At 63.9% G+C, this 19,892-nt stretch carries 6 protein-coding genes; all 6 read right to left on the bottom strand.

What is annotated here, in order from left to right; genetic code table 11:
- Positions 1 to 109: 109 nt before the first annotated feature.
- The gene (gene gbd, locus NCS03_RS25000; RefSeq protein ID WP_250530019.1) at positions 110 to 1,249 is read right to left on the bottom strand and encodes a 4-hydroxybutyrate dehydrogenase; all 1,140 of its coding nucleotides are present in this window, start codon (positions 1,247 to 1,249) and stop codon (positions 110 to 112) included.
- Positions 1,250 to 1,340: 91 nt separating this feature from the next.
- Positions 1,341 to 2,288 carry a GNAT family N-acetyltransferase gene (locus NCS03_RS24995; protein ID WP_250530018.1) on the bottom strand — a complete coding sequence of 316 codons (948 nt, stop codon included), beginning with the start codon at positions 2,286 to 2,288 and terminating at the stop codon, positions 1,341 to 1,343.
- Between the two features lie 738 nt (positions 2,289 to 3,026).
- Positions 3,027 to 3,887, bottom strand: coding sequence for a formyl transferase (locus NCS03_RS24990; protein WP_250441331.1), 861 nt, complete (start codon positions 3,885 to 3,887; stop codon positions 3,027 to 3,029).
- Between the two features lie 38 nt (positions 3,888 to 3,925).
- A complete protein-coding gene (locus NCS03_RS24985; protein ID WP_250530017.1) occupies positions 3,926 to 5,272 on the bottom strand; it encodes a lysine N(6)-hydroxylase/L-ornithine N(5)-oxygenase family protein in 1,347 nt (448 codons plus the stop codon).
- Between the two features lie 13 nt (positions 5,273 to 5,285).
- Positions 5,286 to 10,247, bottom strand: a complete 4,962-nt coding sequence (locus NCS03_RS24980; protein ID WP_250530016.1) for a non-ribosomal peptide synthetase — start codon at positions 10,245 to 10,247, stop codon at positions 5,286 to 5,288.
- Positions 10,248 to 10,272: 25 nt separating this feature from the next.
- Entirely contained in the window at positions 10,273 to 19,815 is a 9,543-nt protein-coding gene (locus tag NCS03_RS24975) for a non-ribosomal peptide synthetase (protein ID WP_250530015.1), read from the bottom strand.
- Positions 19,816 to 19,892 lie beyond the last annotated feature (77 nt).

The following is a 19,892-nucleotide window of genomic DNA, read 5'->3' as shown; positions in this document are numbered from 1 at the left end:
TTGTTCCTCAAACTTTGCGACATTGTAACAGACTTAAGGGTTTTCCCCTATCTCACTGTTGCAATGCCGCAAATCACGCGCCGTTACTGTCGTTGCGCTCCGGCCCTTTTCACATCGACGTTTCGAGCATCGCCTCGTAATCCGCGCTCGACGCCTCGCGCGGATTCGTCTTATGACTGTGATCCTTGAGCGCGCCCGCGATGATGCGCGGAAACATCTCGCGCGTCACGCCGAGTTCAGCGAGGCCGCGTGGCAGGGCGAGCGTCGCGGTCATCGAGCGCAGCGCACCGCCGACTTCATCGCCGGACCTCAGGCCCATTGCCTGCGCGATGCGGTCGAGCTTGCCTTCTTCGCGCATCGTCGGCGCGGTGCTGTTGAACGCGATCACCGCCGGCAAAAAGATTGCGTTGAGCGTGCCGTGATGCAGTTTCGGATTGATGCCGCCGAGCGAGTGGCTCAGGCTATGCACGCAACCGAGGCCCTTCTGGAACGCGAGCGCGCCCTGCATCGATGCGCTCATCATGTTCCAGCGCGCGGTGCGATCGGAGCCGTCCCGCGTCGCGCGCTCGATGTGCCGCCACGCGCGCCACAATCCGTCGAGCGCGATGCCATCGGCGGGTGCGTTGAACGCGGGCGCCATGAACGTTTCGAGGCAATGCGCGATGGCATCCATGCCGGTCGCGGCGGTAAGCATCGGCGGCAGGCCGAGCGTCAGTTCCGGATCGCAGATCGCGACCTTCGGCACGACGTGCGGCGAGATCACGCCGACCTTGCGGCCATCGTCGAGAATCAGGATCGCGCCGCGGCCCACTTCGCTGCCGGTGCCCGCGGTCGTCGGAATGGCGATGACGGGCGCTGTCTTCGCCGTGATGCGCGCGAGGCCGCCTTCGATGACCGCGAAGCCTTGTAGCGGACCGTCGTGCGTCGCGCACACGGCCACGCCCTTCGCGAGATCGATCGATGAACCGCCGCCCGCCGCGATCACGCCGTCGCATTGATTCTCCTTATACATCGCGACGGCTTCGCGCACGGCGGCTTCGTTCGGATTGGGCGGCGTCGAATCGAACACGGGTACGGCCGACGATGAACCGAGCGCGTCGAGCACCTTGTCGAGCAGGCCGGCCGCGCGGATGCCGGCATCGGTCACGATCAGCGGACGATGAATGCCGATGCGTTCGCACTCGCCCGCAAGCAGGCGCACCGCGCCGAAATCGAATTGAATCTGCGTGATGTAGTTGATGAGGGGCATGGGTGTCTGAGGGAAAGTTAGGGTCGGAGGCAGCGCGGTGACGTCAGTATAAGAGCGCGCTGTTACCGGTACAACTTTCCCTCGACGCCGGTCAAAAGCGAAAATCGTCGAAGAACTTTTCGCGTTCCATCACGGTGAGCGCGGCGCGCTTGTGCGGAAAGTCGAATTCCTTCAGCGTATAAAAGCCCATGCGATGCATGTAAGCGATATGCCGCACATGATCGACGCGCGGTTCACCAACGAGGCGTTCCGTGCGCGGATCGTCGATGAACATGTAGTGCAGCACGCCGCTCCACCATGCCTTGAGCTTGCCTGCGCTCTGGAATTGCGCATCGCCGATCAGCAGATGCAGCCCGCGATCGAAGTCGCCTGCATCATAGAACGGGCCCAGGCGATCTTCTTTCGCCCAATAGAACTCGAAGTAGCCGAAGGGCTTGTCGTCGAAATAGCCGATCATCGGATGCATGTGCGGATCTTCGCGGCGTTCCGCGAGATAAGCGGCGTGTTCGGCGCGCGTGCCGCGCTGATCCCAGAAGTATGCGACGCGATCGAGATTCATCCATTCGCTGAAGACTTCGGAATCGGGGTCGGGGTCAGCTGTGCGCAGGCTGAAGGTCATGTCGATCTGCGGGAAGTGACGTTCGTAGATCGTGCCTTCGGCGTTCGTTGGTCTTTGCGGATGTGTGACGCCGTTGGTTTGCGTATAGCGCAGCAGCGTGTCGCTCGATGCGGGCGCCTTGAGCCATGGGCGCGCGATTTGCCAGAACGTTTTGCGTGATGTCGTCAGGAGAAGGTGATCTTCGTGCTGCTGTGCGATGTCGATCAGGTTCTCGTTTCGCGCTTGCGCGACGAAGGTTCTTGTGCGGTGGGCTTCGTTGGAAACGTGTGGAAGTGCGATCGTTGCCGTGCGGCGCTCAGGGTCGTTGCAGTAGATTTCGCATAGGGCCGTCAGTAACGCGTCGGTGTGACACGCTGTCAGCGTGCGGTCAGGCGATTGTTCGACAGTCGCCGCTACTTCGGGATCGAAACGTATATTCATCGGTGAGTCTCCGGATTTGCTTCAAGTATTCGGCTTTCGCTTCTGGTTTCGCTTGTGCTTTCGTGGAATCCTGTAATCGTGTCGGTCTATTAGCACTGCCCCTGTGCGGGGCGGCACTCACTTTCTTTGCTGCTGCAAAGAAAGTAAGCAAAGAAAGCAGCTACTGATACGCCCGCGGTCACACGCAATTTGGGTAGTCCTCTCGTCCATCGTGGGCTGCCTAACGAGTGCCCTCATAGGCCCAACCGGGCTTGGATCGCGCACGGTCCGTCTCATCGCACCACACACCAAACTGGTTCAGCACCAAATAGCTCCAGCCCGCTTCGCGGCCGACCGGTCAATCGGGTCTGCGTGTGCTTCGCTACTAACGTCTCAATCTCACTGCAATCGCCGCCCTTTGGTGTCCCTTGCATACCCGGCGGCAGCGCGTAGCGCTGTGCCGATGCTGTTTCGTGCTGAACCAGCGCCCTCGAAGTTATTGGGCGGCAGACCGTGCGCGAGCCAAGCCCCGTTATTGTGATGAGGGCACTCTTTAGGCGAGTGCCATCTGCGACGAGAGAACTACCCAAATTGCGTGTGACCGCGGGCCTGAAAAGCTGCTTTCTTTGCCTACTTTCTTTGCAGCAGCAAAGAAAGTAGGTGCCGCCCCGCACAGGGGCAACGCTAATAGACCGACACGAATACGGGATCCGGCGACTACAGCAAAGAAAGTAGGTGCCGCCCCGCAAAGGGGCAACGCTAACAAACCGACACGTAATCGGGATCCGGCGCCAACACCCCGGCCATAGCAAGCAGCCCGCCGTCCAAAGCAGGAAACAGACTCCGCTGAAAATTATTCCAGCGCAGTTCGAGAATGGAATCTAAAGGATCGATGCTAGTGCCAAGCACATCAAAGATGACTTCACCAGAATCGATCCCGTTATCGACGTAATGAAACGAAGCGCCTGTCCGGTCGATCACCGGCGCCGGTTCAACGCGCATCGCGTTCCAATCGACTACGCGCTCGCCACGCGCCCCATGCAAGGCATCGAGCGTCGCATAAGCCCCTCGCCGTTCAAACGGCGAACCAAGCCGCGTAATCCCAGGATGAATATTCGCAATACGCCGGCAATATTCCGCACCGGGCCGAACGAGTTCATCGAGAATCACGAGCAGCCCGTCGAGCACGACGAAGTCCGCATCGAGCGCACGCAGCTTCTCCAGCAAACGCTTCTCGAACGCGCTCTTCTGCGCCGCCCGCTCGCTCACCGCATCCAAAGCCAACCGTCGATAAGAAGAAGGAATCGCATGAAGAAGACTCGTCACCGGCACGCCCCGCACCGCGAGCTCCGGCGGATGAATCCACTGCCCTCCCGGCGCATAACGAAAACCATAGCCAGCCAGTTTTTCGCGATCCCGCGGCAAGCCTTCGTCATCGTCGTAGATCACGCCTTCGAGCGAATAGAGATCGCCCAACGGCGATCCATTGAGTTGCTCGACGAGATACTCCAGCGGCGACTTCATATACCGCGTGCCGCCCTTGTATTCGATATGCTGTCCCGCGCGATCCGCCGCCGCGTTGCGCAAGGACATGATGTAGACCAGTTTTAGCTTCGTCATTGATTGCCGCTCGTTTCAAACATCGCCAGTAATAGTCGTCAAAGCGCGACGGCCATGCGGCTGCCGCTCGTCTCCGCCGCTTGCTTCACGGCGTGTTCCTGTCCGGCATCGGCAAGCGATGCCGCGATCTCGTCCGAGCGCACGGCCAACACCGAAAGCAAGGTATCGGAAAGACCGTGGCTGTCTTCGCAGCAGCCTTGCAAATAGATGCGCGGCCTGAAGTTCGAAGGCGTGACAAGCCGATAATCGCGGCCGACATTGCGCTGCGCGAGCGCGCCGCCCAGATGCGGCGCAAGGCCGTCGAGCAGCGCGAGATGCGTGTCGCGCCGATAACCCGTCGCGAGCACGAGCGCATCGAAGCGCTCGGCGCGCGCGTGACCTGTCAGCACGTCGCGCATCGTCAACTCGATCTCGCCATTCGCGCGACGCGCCGCATTTTCGATGAGCGTATTCGCCAGCAAACGATGTCGCGCTTCATCGGAAACCTTCTGCAAATAGAGCATTTCGTAGATCTGCTCGATCAACGGACGATCGACGACCGCGTAATTCGTATCGCGGAAACGCTCGATCAGCGAGCGCCGCCCATCTTCCGATTGCGCAAAGACGATATCGGTGAACTCCGGACTGAAGATCTCGTTGACGAAGGGCGTATCGTCGGCCGGTTTGAGCGCGCTCGCGCGAATCACGAGCGTCGCATCGACATGCGGAAAACGCCGCGTGACATCGGCGAAAACTTCGGCCGCGCTCTGCCCCGCACCGATGATCGCGATGCGCTTCTTGCCGTTGCGACCATCGCCCGCGACGCGCTCGATCGAACTCAGATACGCCGACGAATGAATCACGTTATGCGGCCCGAGCGATGCGAACGGCTCAGGCACACGCGCCGCGCCGCCGACGCCGACCGACAATGCCTTCGTCACGCGACGCCACTCGCGCCCATCCGCTTCCTGCGATACGACGCGCAGCGCGCTCACATCGCCATTCGCTTCGAGCACGGGTTCGATCGCCGTCACGCTCTGCCCGTAATGCACGCGATCATCGAAGGCTTGCGCGACCCAGCTCAGATAGTCGTGAAACTCGACGCGCGTCGGATAGAAGTTCTTCAGGTTCACGAATTCGTTCAGACGTCCGCGCTCGAACAGATAGTTGATGAACGTGAAGCGGCTCGTCGGATCGCGCTGCGTGACGAGATCCTTCAGGAAGGAAATCTGCATACGGCAATCGTCGAGCAGCATGTCGCGATGCCAGCCGAATTCCGCTTGCCGTTCGATATAGCAATGCGTCATGTTCGACGCGCCGCGCTCTTCGGCAAGACGCACGGCAAGCGACAGATTCGACGGCCCAAAGCCCACGCCGATCAGATCGAATACGGTTTCTTTTTTCATTTCCCTGTGTCTCTCAGATGTCATTGATCGATGCAAGCGAGACGCGGCGTGCGAGCGTCGCGCCGAGGCCTGCGAAATGCGGCGTGGCGAAAACGTCATGAATAACGATGTCGAAGCCCGCTTTGCGCGCCGCATCGACGAAGCGCACGACCGCGAACGACGTCGCGCCCGCCGCGAAGAGATCGTCGTGCAGCGCGGGCGTCTGGCCGTCGAAGAGTTCGCTCCATAGGCTCGCGAGCGCTCGCGCTTCATCGGTCTCTTCATCCGATGCCATCGATGCCGCGAGTCCTTCAGTCTTTTCGAACGCGGCGTCGCATGAGTCGAATACTTCGTGCGGCGCGTGCGCAAACAGCTCTACAGTCGCGAGAAAACGAGTAACGAGCGTTTCGACGAACGCCCCATCCACGCGCTCGTTCGCATAAGAGAACGCGCAACTCACGCGGCCATCCGGATACTCCGTCACGTCCAGTTCGAGGTCGAACACGACGCGATGACGCACATCGTCGAAACCTTCGATCGCGAGGCCGGCCCAGTCGCGCGTCGCCATCGCGGCGGGGCGCAGATAGTTGAACATCACCTGGAATAGCGGATTGCCCGCGCCGGAACGCTGCGCGTTCAACGCGGACACGACATCGGCAAACGGCACGTCGGCGTGTGCGTAGGCGGCGAGCGCCGCATCGCGCACGGTCGCGAGCAAGGTCGCGGGCGTATCGTCATGCGTCATGCGGGTGCGCACGACGACTGCGTTGATGAAGAGTCCGAGTGCATCGCGCGCGCTGTCGCCCGTCGATTCGCGTGTCGATGCGAGCACGCCGACCGGCTGATCGCGCACGCCGGTCACGCGATGCAACGCCGCGTTGAGTGCGGCGTGCAGCAGCATCGGCAGCGTGGCATGGCATTCCACGGCGAGCGCGCGGGCGCGTTCGATGAGCGCATCATCGAGATCGAATCCGATGCGGCTCGCGAGCCATTGCGGATTCTCGATACGGCCCGCTGACGGCGCGGGCAATGCAATCGCCGTCAGATCCTTCAGCGCATCGCGCCAGTACGCGAGCCGCGCGCCCGTCGCCGATGAAGGCAACACCAGCGCATTCGATGCGCGCTTTGCAACCGATGCGCCCTTGCGCAAAGCGACATACGTTGCGCGGATATCGTCGAGCCAGAGATCGATCGAAGTGCCATCGGAGACGATGTGATGCACGACGAGCGAGAGCACATGATCGTCATCGGCGAGACGCACGAGACGCGCGCGCCAGAGTTGCTTCGCACTGGCGAGATCGAACGGCGTGAGCGCGTCTTCATCGGTGATGCGCTTCGCTTCGTCGATGCTGCCGGCGACATCGATCACAGGCAACTCGAAGCGCCACATCGGCACGATGCGCTGACCCGGCAACGCGCCATCGCGTTCGACCAGTCGTGTGCGCAACGCCGGATGACGCGCGGCGGCTTGCGCAAGCGCTTCGCGCAACGCATCGGAATCGAGCGATCCGTGCAGCCGCAACGCGACCGGAATGTTGTATGCGGCGCTTTTCGGCTGCGCGCGCCATAAGAACCAGAGGCCGAGTTGCGCCGCGGAAAGCGGCCACACGCCGTGTTCGTCGGCCTCGAATACGCTTTGGCCTGCATCGGATGCGCCCTCGCACAGCCCCGCCTGCAACACGCGTTTTGCGTACTGCGACAACACCGGCGTTTCGAACAATGCGCGCACGGGCACATCGCGCCCGAGCATTTCGGCGATGCGCGTCACCACACGCACGGCGGCGAGCGAATGCCCGCCCAGTTCGAAGAAGTGATCGCCGCGGCCCACGCGTTCGACATCGAGCACGTCGCGCCAGATCTTGGCGAGCGCGGCTTCCGTGCCCGCAGCGGGCGCTTCGTGGATGCGCTCCTTCTTCGGCGGTTCGGGAAGCACCGCACGATCGACCTTGCTGTTTGCGTTGCGCGGCAACGCATCGAGCACGACAATATGCGCCGGCACCATGTAATCGGGCAGCGTGCGGCGCAGATGCGCATCGAGTTCGACGGCATCGGCGGCGCGGCCCAGCGCGGCGCGTTCGCGTGCATCGGCTTTCAATTCGACATAGGCAACGAGCGCGGCGTGCGCGCCCTTGCCACGCACGACCGCGCACGCTTCGCGCACATCGTCGTGTGCGGCGAGTTGCGCTTCGATCTCGCCGAGTTCGATACGCAAGCCGCGCAGCTTCACCTGATGATCGACGCGGCCGATGAAATCGAACACGCCATCGGCGCGACGCCGCACGAGATCGCCGGTGCGATACAGACGCGCGCCCGGCTCGCCATACGGATCGGGCACGAAGCGCTCGGCAGTCAATGCAGGACGATCGAGATAGCCGCGCGCGACGCCCACGCCTTCGCCGCCGAGATACAGTTCGCCGATCACACCGACGGGCAGCGGATTCGAGCGCTCATCGAGCACATGCGCGGTGCGCGCGCCGACAAGCGTGCCGATCGGAAGATAGGCGCAATCCGCGAGCTTCGCGGGATCGTCGCCGGGATTGAACATCCACAGCATCGGCGTGATGACGGTCTCCGTCGGACCATATCCGTTGACGATGCGCGCATTAGGAAACGCGCGGCGCATCAACGCGAAGGCTTCACGCGATGTCGCTTCGCCGCCCACCGTGATCGACTTCAACGTCGGCGGCGCGCCGTGCACGAGCGCCCATTCCGCAAGCTGCGTCGCGCAACCGGGCGGCACGTAGGTCATCGTCACGCCCTCTTTGCGCATGAGCTTGCAGGTCAGCGCGGGTGGCCATAGCGTATCGGTGGTGATCGCGACCCCCGCGCCGCTGATGTACTGCGAGAACCAGCCTTCGTGCGCGCCGTCGAAATTAACCGACTGGAACAGCATGAACGTGTCGCGCTCGGTCGCGCCATAACGTTGCGCGATGGCGACGCAATGGCGCGCGAACGATCCGTGATCGACGATCACGCCCTTGGGCTTGCCCGTCGAACCCGATGTGTAGATCGCATACGCCGCTTGCTCCGCGACGACATCGGGCAATGCGATGCGCGATGTTGCATCGTCGGCGTAGAGGGTTTCATCGTCGAGAAGCAGGACGCGTGCGCTCGCTGGAAGGGGCAACGCATCGATGCTCGCGCGCTCGGTGATGATGTGCTCGATGCGCGCATCGTCGAGAATCTGCGCGAGACGTTCGCGCGGATGACTCGGATCGAGCGGCACGAATGCGCCGCCCGACTTGAGCGCCGCGATCAGGCCGACGAGCAGATCGACCGAACGGCTCAACGCGACGCCCACGCGCATTTCAGCGCGCACGCCCGCATCGATGAGACGCTGCGCGATGCGCGTCGCGCGTGCATCCACTTCGCTGCGCGTGAAGGCGCGCTCCATATCCGCGACGCCGCGCGCATCCGGTCGCGCACGCGCATGGCGTGCGATACGTTCATGCACCGAGACGAATTCGGGCGCATGTTCAGGCGCATGGCGATTCCATGCGTCGAGCTGCATGCGTTCGTCTTGCGGCAACCATTGCAGATCGCCGACGAGCGTTGGCGGTGCGTCGAGTGCATTGCTCAACAACTCGACGAAGCGGCGCGCGAGGCGTTCAATGGCATCGGCTTCGAAGAGATCGAGCGCGTAGACGAAAGCGGCCGCAAGCGATCCGTCCGCGCGTTCCTCGAAGTTCGCGGTCAGATCGAACTTCGCGAACGGCGCGCCCGAAGGCAATTCGGTCACGCGCACATCGGCGAACGAAGGCAACATGCGGCGCGCGCCATATGCCGCCATGACCTGAAACAACGGATGATGACTCGCACTGCGCACGACGCCGAGCGCTTCCACGACCTGCTCGAACGGCACATCCTGATGCGACTGCGCATCGACGAGCGCGGCTTGCGTTGTATCGACGAGCATCGAGAACGACTGCGTTGCATCGACGCGCGAAGCGAGCGTCAGCGTGTTGACGAAGAAGCCGACCAGTCCTGCCGTTTCAGCACGCTCGCGGTTCGCCGCGGGCACGCCGATTTGTATATGCGCCTCGCCCGATGCGCGCGCGAAGAGCGCGCTCAACGCGGCGAGCAAAACGGCGAAAGGCGTCGCGCGATATTCGCTTGCGATGACGCGCAATCGCGCCGCAAGCGCTGCATCGAGCGTGAAAAAATGGCGCGCACCGCGCGCGCTGCGCTCGCCGGGACGCGCTGCCGCGCCGGACAGCATCAATACGTCGCGCGATGGGTCGAGCCGTGCGCGCCAGAAGTCCAGTTGACGTTCGCGCTCGCCCGCATCGAGCCAGCGCCGCTGCCAAAGCGCGAAATCCGCGTATTGAATGGACAACGGCCCGACTGACACCGCTTCGCCGCACGCATACGCGCGATAGAACGAAGCAAGCTCGGCAAGCGCGATATCGGCGGACCACCCGTCCGACACGATGTGATGCGTCGTCAGAGAAAGCCAGTGCGTGTTCGCATCGAGTCTGATCAGATGCGCGCGCACGAGCGGGGCGTGAGCGAGATCGAAGGGACGCGATTCATCGGTGAGCGCGAGCGCCGTGGCGCGTGCCTCACGCTCGGCGACCGGAAGATGCTCGAGATTCACCGAATGCCACGGACAGCGCATGGGCGCGTGCACGGTTTGCAGCACGCCGTCCGCGCCCTCGCTGAACGTCGTACGCAGCGCTTCGTGACGCGCGATCAACGCATCGCATGAAAGGCGCAGCGCATTCGCATCGAGTGCGCCATCGAGCTGAAGGCGCTCGGTGATGTGATACGCCGCGGGCTCGTCGATCATGCGCGCATGCAGCCACAGACGCGTCTGCGCGAACGATGCCGGCACGCTCGCTTCGCACGCATCGCCTCGCGTGCGCGGCGGAATCGGCAGCGTGCGAAAGTCGATGCCTGCATCAGCGAGTCGCGCGACGAACACCTTGCGCTGCGCATCGGGCAACTGCGCGAAGCGCGTCGCGAGCGAAAGCAGATCGGGTTTGGCCTGCGTCATGCGTATCCTCTTTGACTTGCGGTTTTCATTGCGTCTCCAGTTCATCGAGCAAGGCATCGATGACGCTCGCGGCGTCATGCGCGCCGCCCTTTTCATCGCGTGAAGCCAGCGCGGCGTCGATCGCGGCGGCGCAGCGCGCAAGCGTGCGTTCATCGAACAGCGTGCGCAGCGGCAACGTGAGCGACCAGTGCAGATTGGCCTGAGCGTTCGCTTGCGTCGCGAGCAGCGAGTGGCCGCCGAGCGTGAAGAAATCGTCGTCGCGGCCGATGGCCTCCATTCGCAGCACGCGCTGCCAGATTGCGGCGAGTTCGCGTTCCGTCTGCGTTCGCGCCGCCGTCACGATGCGTTGCGTTCGCGCCGGGGCCGGCAGCGCGTTGCGGTCGCATTTGCCATTCGGCGTGACCGGCAACGCGTCGAGTGCCATCACACGCGCGGGCACCATGTACGCAGGTAGTTGCGAACGCAACGAATTCAGCACGGCGCTTTCATCGAAGGTCTCCGATGCCGCGCATGAGACGTAGCCGATCAACTGCTCGTCGCGCACGATCACGACCGCATCGCGCACATCCGGCTCGGCGCGCAGCAGCGCTTCGATCTCGCCCGGCTCGATTCGTTGTCCGCGCAGCTTCACTTGCGTGTCGATGCGGCCGAGATAGTCGAGCGCGCCATCGTCGCGGCGGCGCGCAAGATCGCCCGTGCGATACAGTCGCGCGCCCGCGACGAACGGGTCGGGCACGAAGCGCTCCGCTGTCAGCGACGGCCGTCCGAGATAGCCGCGCGCGAGTCCCGCACCGCCGAGATAGAGTTCGCCGATGCCGCCCGCGGCCACCGGATGCAGCGCTGCATCGAGCACATGCAGTTGCAGGTTCGCGATCGGATGACCGATAGGTACGGAAGCGGATTCGATATCGCCCGCGCTGCACGTCCAGTGCGATACGTCGATGGCGGCTTCGGTCGGACCATAGAGGTTGTAGAGCCGCGCGTCCGGCAAGAGCCTCGCGACGCGCGCGACGAGCTCGGGCGCAAGCGCTTCACCGCTCGCGACGATTCGCTCGATGCTCGCGCAGCGCTTCGCATCGCCGAACTCGTCGATATGCGCGACGAACGCCGCGAGCATCGACGGCACGAAATGCAGCGTGCTCACGCGATGCGCCTCAATGGCTGCGACGAGCCGCGCCGGATCGCGATGATCGCCGGGCGCGGCGATAGCGAGCTTCGCGCCCGTCGCGAGCGGCCATACGAACTCCCATACGGAAACGTCGAAACCGAACGGCGTCTTGTGAAGCACGACGTCGTCGCGCGTCAGGCGATAGGCGTCCTGCATCCACGCAATACGGTTCGCCAGCGCGCCATGCGTGTTGCCCGCGCCTTTGGGCTTGCCGGTCGAGCCGGACGTGTAGATGAGATACGCGAGATGCGCGTCGGTGACGTCGATGGACGCAGTGAGCGTCGCGTCGCCTTGCATGAGCGCATCGACATCGAACACGCGCGCCGTCGAAGCAACCGACTCCACGCGCGCACGCAAGTGCGTTTGCGTCAACACGACAGCGGGTTTCGCATCGTCGAGCAGATAGGCGATGCGATCCGCCGGGTAATCCGGATCGATCGGCAGATACGCCGCGCCCGCCTTCAACACGCCGAACAGTGCAACGACCATGTGGAACGAACGCTCGACGCACAGCGCGACCGCCGTGTCGTGCGCGACGCCCGCTGCAAGCAACGCAGCGGCAACGCGATTCGCGCGCTCGTTCAACTGCGCATACGTGATGCGATTCACAATGCCGTCGACCGCGATCATCTCAAGCGCGATGGCATCGGGCGCGGCGTTCGCCATGCGTTCGAATTGCCGATGCAGTGGCAGGCTTTCGATATCGCTCCATGCGCGCGCTGTCGCATTGAAACGCGCGACGTCATCCGCGAGCGCGATCGTGCCGAGCGGCACATCGGGGTTCGTCGCAAATGCGTCGAGACATGTGGATAGCGCGCGATGCAGTGCCGCCACACGCGATTCATCCAGACGCGCCGCGTCGTATCCATAGTCGATGACGATAGCTTCGCCCGCCTCCACGACGAGCGTCAACGCGAAGTCGGTCGCTTCGATGTTGCGCAACGCGCGCATTTTTAGCGCGCGTTCGTCGCGGCCGGCCCATGCTTCATCGACGGGATAGTTCTCGAATACGACGAGCGTGTCGAACAACGCACCGCCGCCTTGACCTGCCCAGCGTTGAATATCCGCGAGCGGCGTGTGAGCGTGTTCGTGGGCTGCGGCGTTATCCGCTTGCAATTCGCGCAGCCATGCGGACGCGGCGCGTTGCGGCAGCGGCTCGGCGATCACCGGCAACGTGTTGATGAAGAGTCCCAGTACGCCGTCGATATCGGCGAGGGAGTCCGGGCGGCCTGCGACCGTCGCGCCGTACGCCACGCTCGCCTGATGCGTCATGCGCTGCAACACGAGCGCCCACGCGCCTTGCACGAGCGTGTTGAGCGTCACGCGCAGACGGCGCGCGGCGTCGGTGAGACGCGCGGTCATCGCAGGGTCGAGCGACGCGCGCCACGAGCGATGATCGTCGAGTGTCGGCGCCTTGCTCGCTTCGCGCTGCGCGATGCGCGTCGGTTCGCCGAGGCGTGCGAGACGGTCGGTCCAGAACGCTTGGTCGGCTTGCGCATCGCGTGTCGCGAGCCATTCGATGAAGTCGCGATAACGCGCCTTCGCGTGCGCGACGAACGGCTGCGCGCGCGGCGGCTCGATGTAGTCGCGCAGGACATCCGCGAACATGCGGGCCGTGCTCCAGCCATCGAGCAGCAGATGATGACGCGTCCACACGATGCGCCATTCATCGTCGGTGACGCGAATCAGCGTGACGCGCATCAGGGGCGGCGCGGCAAGATCGAAGCCGCGCGCGCGATCGTCGGCGAGCCACGTTTCGAAGGCAGCCGATGCATCGCTACGTTCGCGCCAGTCGATCACATCGAAAGGCAAGCGCGCCTGGCGATGCACGATCTGCATCGGCGCGGCTTCATCGGCGGTGAAGCCTGTGCGCAGGATGTCGTGACGCGGCACGGAAGCCTCGAAGGCCGCGCGCAAGCGGTCTACATCGGGCGCGATCAACGTTGCGGCAAACTGATTCACATACGTCGACTGCTCAGGCGCGAACAGCGAGTGGAACAGGATGCCCTGCTGCATCGGCGAGAGGGGATAGATATCGGCGATGCTGCGCAGATCCACAGGCAGGCGTTCGAGCGCCGCTTGCGTCAAACCGCCGTCGCGGGCGAGCGGGAAATCGCCCGGCGTCGCGCCTGCGCCTTTCATCGCGATGCGCCCGGCGCATGCAGCGACGATATCGGCGAGCGTGCCCTCGAATCGCTGCGCAAGCGCCTCGATCGTCGCGCGTTCGAATTGCGTCGCGCCGTAGACCCAATGCAGCCTGAGCGTGCGCTCCGCTCCATCGGCGACATAAGCGTGAATCGCGAGCGCGTTGCCGAGCGGACCGGAAGGATCGCGCTCGCAACCCGCGCCGCCGAAGCGCGGCGTGAACGCTGCGTCGCGCGAATCGAGCGAATCGAACTGACCGAGGTAGTTGAAGGTCACGCGCGGCCGCGGCAATGCTTCGAGCGAAGCGCGCGTCGCATCGTCGCCGAAATGGCGCAGCACGCCGAAGCCGAGACCTTTGTTCGGCACTGCGCGCAGCGTGTCTTTCGCGGCTGCGAGCGTTTCGATCGGCGATGCCTGCACCGGAATCGAAACCGGATAGTGACTCGTCAGCCATCCGAGCGTGCGGCTTGCGTCGATATCGTCGAAGAGCGGTTCGCGGCCATGTCCTTCCAGCTCCATGCGGCACGTCGCGCCGGTCGCATGAGCAAGCGCCGCGATCAGCAGTTCGATCGTCTGCGTGCGATAGGCGAGGTTGGCATCGGCGAGCACGGCACGCGTGAGATCGACTTCGAGCGTCTGTTCGATGACCGCGGCGTCTGCGTTCGTTGCCTTCGCTTGCGGATGATCGAGACGCAGGTCATCGCCCGCAGCGAGTGTGGTGATCCAGTATTTCGCCTCGTCTGCGAAGGGAGAGTGTGTGTCACGCGCGGCTGCCGCAAGGCGCGCGGCCCATTGCGACGCCGTCGCGCCGGTACGCGCAAGACTCGCGGTGCCGCGCGACTGCGCCGCTTGATATGCGCTCGACAGATCGTCGAGCAGGATGCGCCACGACACGCCATCGACGATCAGATGATGAATTGCCAGATAGAGCTTCGTGCGTCCGTCCGCAAGCGATGCAACGAGCGCGCATGCGAGCGGCCCGTGCGAAATGTCGAGCGTGCGCTGAATCGCATCGAACTGCGCAAGCGCATCCGTTTCATCGTTCGCGGCGACGGCTGCGAGCGGCAGCGTATCGAATGCCTTCGATGCCTGCACGATGCGCCATGCGTTAGTCGTGCCATCGCGCTCGAAGCGTTGCCTGAAGATAGCGTGATGCGTAAGCAGCGCATCCAACGCGCGCGCAAAGGCGTCGAGATCGAACGATGTATTCGCGTCGAATTCCACCGATTGATTCCAATGCCCGCGCTGCGGAATGTCGAGTGCGAAGAAGCGCAATTGCGCGGGCGTCAACGCTGCGCTTTCATCCGCCTGTTTCGTCGCGACGACAGGCGCTTTCGCTTCGTTCGTGTCGACAGGCTTCGCGACTAGCGCGAGTTGCGCGACTGTCGCGTTATCGAAAACCTGTTTCGGCGTGACGCGAAGGCCTCGCTTGCGCAGACGCGCGATTACTTGCAGCACGAGAATCGAATCGCCGCCAAGCTCGAAGAAGTTGTCATCGCGCCCGACGTGCTTCGCCTTCAACACGTCCTGCCATACTGAGGCGATGGCTTCCTCGGTGTCGCCGCGCGGCGTATCGCTCGTTACGACGGATTCGACCGGCTTCGATGCGATGCTGCGCAATGCTGCACGATCGATCTTGCCGTTGGCGGTCATCGGCAACGCGTGGAGCATGACGATCGTCGCGGGCACCATGTAGTCGGGCAGGCGCGCGCCGAGCGCATCGCGCAACGTCGAATCGTCTTGCGCGGAACCGGTCACGAACGAGACAAGCTGAAGACGCCCATCGCGATCGACGGGCAATGTTTCGGCCTGAGCCACGCCTTCGATCGCGCGCAATGCCGCGCTCACTTCGCCCGGCTCGACACGATAGCCGCGAATTTTCACCTGATCGTCAAGACGGCCGAGGAAGGCGATACGTCCATCCGCGAGCAGACGAACGCGATCGCCGGTCCGATAAAGGCGTTCGCCGCGCACGAACGGATGCGGCATGAAGCGCTCCGCTGTCGCCGCGGCGCGTCCGAGATAACCGCGCGCAACGCCCGGCCCGCCGATATGCAACTCGCCGATGCCGCCCGGCGGCACGCACGCGCCGGATGTATCGAGAACATAAGCCTCGGCATTGGGCATTGGGCGTCCGAGCGGCATGCTCTGCGCATTGCGTTCATCGTCGGCGAATGCAGACGCTTCGCACGCAATGGCGCCGACAGTCGCTTCCGTCGGACCATAGTGATTGATGACGCGGCACGAAGGCTTCAACGCCTTCACGCGATCGACCAGCGCCCACGGCAACGACTCGCCGCCCGTCACGAGCGCATGCGACGGCAACACATCGGCAGGATGCTGCGCTTCGAGCAGCGCGTGCAGATGACTCGGCACGATCTTCAGCACGCCCACTTCGCGCACGCGCATTTCTGCGGCAAAGCGATCCGGATCGAACGCGCATCGAGCAGGCAACAGATGCAGCGTGCGTCCCGAACACAATGCGCCGAAGAGCGTCGTATGACCGAGATCGGCGGCGACCGTCGAGACCATCGCCATCGATGCGCCAGGCGCGAACGCGAGTTCATCGAGCATGCCTTGCACGTAGTCGGCGAGCGCGCGATGCGGCACCGCTACGCCCTTCGGCGTGCCTGTCGAGCCCGACGTGAAGATGACATAAGCGGTCTGCGCAGGCGCAAGCTGCACGCGCTGCACGGCGGCATTCGCGAGCGATGCATCGTGCGCGAGCGTATCGACATCGAGCAGTTGAGCATTGCCGAGCGCGCGCGGCGCGTTGTCGTCGTTCATCGCGACGAGCGCGAAACGCGCGCCGCATGCGTCGATCGCGGCATCGATGCGCGCGTGCGGCATCGACGGATCGAGCGGCACCGCATAGGCACCCGACTTCATCGCGCCGATCAACGCAACGACGAAGCGCACCGAACGTTCGATGCACACCGCGACCGCCCGCTCCGCCTTCGCGCCTTTATGACGCAACGCGAGCGCGATGCGGTTCGATGCGTCGTCGAGTTCGGCGTAACTGATCTGCGTATGCGCGTCCGCAAGCGCGATGCGATGCGGCGTGGCGCTTGCGTGATGCGCGATCAACGCGAGGATATCGTCGGCTTCGAAGTTCAGTGCGCGGCCTCGTTGCACGTCGCGCTGGGGCATGCAATCGAGCGATGCGATCGGGCGCGACGGATCGCGCACCGCATCCGCGACGAGCGTCGCGAAGCTCGCAAGCCATGCGCGCGCGGTGGCTTCATCGATGCAATCGCACGCGTAAGCCGCGACGAGTTCGATGCCGCGAACATCGTCGGTGAAGTCGAGCGCGAAATCGAAACGCGCCGCGAGATCGGGGCCGGGCGTTGCAATCGCCGATGCGTTCGGCAACGTCGATGTCAACGCTGCATCGAACTGCTGCGCGAGCTTCACGCGCAGCCACTCGTCGCCACGCGCGACGGGCGGCTTCACTGCATCGAGCACGCGATCGAACGGCACGTCCTGATGCGCGAACGCATCGAGCGCATGAATGCGCGTCGCTTCGATCAGATCGGAAAACGTTTGAGCCGCATCGACGCGCGCACGCAACGCCAGCGTGTTCAGGCACAGGCCGATGAGCGCCGCCGTCTCGGGCCGCTGCCGATGCGCGACCGGCGTCGCAACAACGAAATCGTTTGCGCCCGTAAGCCGATGAAGCCACGCGTCGAACGCGCTCAGCAACACCACGAACGGCGACGCGTGCTTCGTGCGTGCAAGCTCACGCAATGCGTTCGACGTATCGGCGGACAAGCGCAACGTTTCGCGTTGCCCGCGATGATCGCGTTCGGCTGGACGCGCGCGATCCAAAGGAAGCGCGAGCGGTTCAGGCGCGGCATCGAGCGCCTTGCGCCAGAAGCGAAGCTGACGCGCGCCCTCTTCACCCGCGACGAGTTCGCGCTGCCACTGCGCGTAATCCGCGTATTGAATCGGCAACGCGGCAAGCGAAGGCGTTTGGCCTTGCGCGTACGCGCTATAAACATGCGCGAGTTCATCGAAGACGATGCGCGAGCTATAGCCATCCGTGATCGCGTGGTGCGCCGCCAGCATCAGCCGGTGCGATTCATCGCCGGACGATGCGAGCGTCGCGCGCAACAGCGGACCATTCGACAAGTCGAACGCTTCGCTCGCGTGACGTTCTTCATCAGCATTCGAACTGTGATTCACACGCTGAATCGTCACCGGCAAGGACTTGTGAATGCGCTGCATGACGACGCCGTCTTCGTTCTCGACGAGCGTCGTGCGCCATGCCTCGTGGCGTTCGATCAAATGATCCAGCGCGCGTTGCAATGCGTTTGCATCCAGCCTGCCGCTGATGTCCCAACGACCCGCGACGTGATACGCCGCGCCCGCGTCGCGCGTTTGCGCGAGCACCCAGAAGCGCTGCTGCGCGAACGATGCCGCGCGATCGACATAGGGCGCATCCGACGAAACCACGCTTCTCACGATGACCGGATCGCTCGCCTCCTTCTCGCTCGCATCGATCGATGCGGCCAGTGCTTGCAGCGGCGGATCGTCGAAGATGGCATCGAGCCGCAGATTCACGCGCCAGTCGATGCGGATCGCCGCTTGCAACTGCATCGCCGCGAGCGAATCGCCGCCGCGTTCGAAGAAGCGATCAGCACGTCCGATGGGCGCGGCATGGTCGAGAATGCGCTGCCACGTTTGCGCGAGACGGCGTTCGGTATCGGTCGCCGGCTCGATGTAATCCGCGTCGCGCGACATCGACGTTGCGCGATCCGCCTGCTTCTTCAACGCATCGCGATCGAGCTTGCCGTTCAACGTATAGGGCAGGCGCGCGAGCCTCACATACCGATGCGGCTGCCAGGCTGCGGGCAAATGTTCCGCGAGATATGCCTTCAACGCGGCATCGCTTACAGCTTCATGTGCGCGCGCGAAACAGGCGGTTAGTTGCACGCGTCCGTTCGTCGAATCGGCGAGCACGGCTGCGTCGCGAATGGATGGATGCGCGCGCAAACACGCGGCGATTTCCGCAGGCTCGACGCGCACGCCGCGAATCTGCACTTGGTCATCGATGCGGCCGAGATAGTCGTAGGCGCCATCGGCACGTTCGCGCGCGAGGTCGCCCGTGCGATAGATGCGCGCGCCCGGCTCGCCGGAAGCATCGGGCACGAAACGCTCCGCCGTGAGGGCAGCGCGACCGTGATAGCCGCGCGCGATGCACGCGCCGCCGAGCAGCAACTCGCCATCGTCGATGCGCGCGACACGCGGACCGATCACGCGTCCGATGGGCAGCGACGCATACGCATCGGCATCGTCGAGATCGGGCGTGACGTGCGGCTCGACGGGCCAGAGCATCGGCGAGATGACGGCTTCCGTCGGACCATATCCGTTGATGAGGCGCTGCGCCGCGAATACACGACGCACGCGCGCGAACGCTTCACGCGACAGCGCCTCGCCGCCGAACGCGAGCACGCGCAACGAGGCCGGCACGCCTTTGCGCTCGGCAACGGAAGCGAATTCGCGCAGATAAGCAGGCGGAAACGCGGCCACATTCACGCGTTCACGTTCGATCAACGTATGCGCTGCTTCGGGCGCGAACGGCGGCGGCGCCGTGATGACGACGCGCGCGCCCACGGCCAGCGGCGCGAGCCAGCATTCGTGCGCCGCATCGAAGTTCACCGATGCGAAGTGCAGCAAGCTGTCGCCCTCGCCGATGCCGAGCGCCGCCACAAGTGCATCGCAATGCGCGGCGAGCGGGCCATGTTCGACGACGACGGCCTTCGGCGTGCCCGTCGATCCCGACGTGTAAATCATGTACGCGGCTGCGCGCGGATGCACAGGCGCAGCGTCGTCGAATGCGGGCGCATCGGCGAGGTCTTGCTCTGCGTCGAAGCATCGCGTGAAGCGCGCGCGCATCGCATCGTCGGCGTGTCGATCGACGATGCCGTGCGCGAGGCGCGCATCGTTCGCGATCCAGTCGAGACGCGCGGCAGGATGATGCGGATCGAGCGGCACGAATACGCCGCCCGCCTTCAGCACGGCAAGCAGCGCGACGAACAATTCACAAGAACGCTCGACGCATACGCCGACGCGCACTTCAGCGCCGACGCCCGCAGCGCGCAGACGCGCCGCGAGCCGCGACGCGCGGGCATCCAGTTCGCCGCGTGTGAGACGTGCGTCGTCATGTGCATTGAATGCGAGGGCGGGCGCATCCGGTTGAAGGCGCGCGAGTGCCTTGATACGAAGATGCAGCGCGGTCGGAAAACTCGTCATCGGCATGAATTCCTTCGGGTTCCGGCCGCATCGGGAAAAGCTGCGGCACGAACGTGGGCCGCTGAAAATGCGGCTTC

The sequence above is a fragment of the Caballeronia sp. ATUFL_F1_KS4A genome (assembly GCF_023630905.1).
Taxonomy (GTDB): domain Bacteria; phylum Pseudomonadota; class Gammaproteobacteria; order Burkholderiales; family Burkholderiaceae; genus Caballeronia; species Caballeronia zhejiangensis.
Note: the sequence above shows the minus strand (reverse complement) of the source record. Positions and strands in the feature narration are given on the sequence as shown.

Bases quoted from the DNA above. Each gene is read 5' to 3' on its own strand.
- gbd (WP_250530019.1), bottom strand. From the start codon at position 1,249: ATGCCCCTCATCAACTACATCACGCAGATTCAATTCGATTTCGGCGCG.
- NCS03_RS24995 (WP_250530018.1), bottom strand. From the start codon at position 2,288: ATGAATATACGTTTCGATCCCGAAGTAGCGGCGACTGTCGAACAATCG.
- NCS03_RS24990 (WP_250441331.1), bottom strand. From the start codon at position 3,887: ATGACGAAGCTAAAACTGGTCTACATCATGTCCTTGCGCAACGCGGCG.
- NCS03_RS24985 (WP_250530017.1), bottom strand. From the start codon at position 5,272: ATGAAAAAAGAAACCGTATTCGATCTGATCGGCGTGGGCTTTGGGCCG.
- NCS03_RS24980 (WP_250530016.1), bottom strand. From the start codon at position 10,247: ATGACGCAGGCCAAACCCGATCTGCTTTCGCTCGCGACGCGCTTCGCG.
- NCS03_RS24975 (WP_250530015.1), bottom strand. From the start codon at position 19,815: ATGACGAGTTTTCCGACCGCGCTGCATCTTCGTATCAAGGCACTCGCG.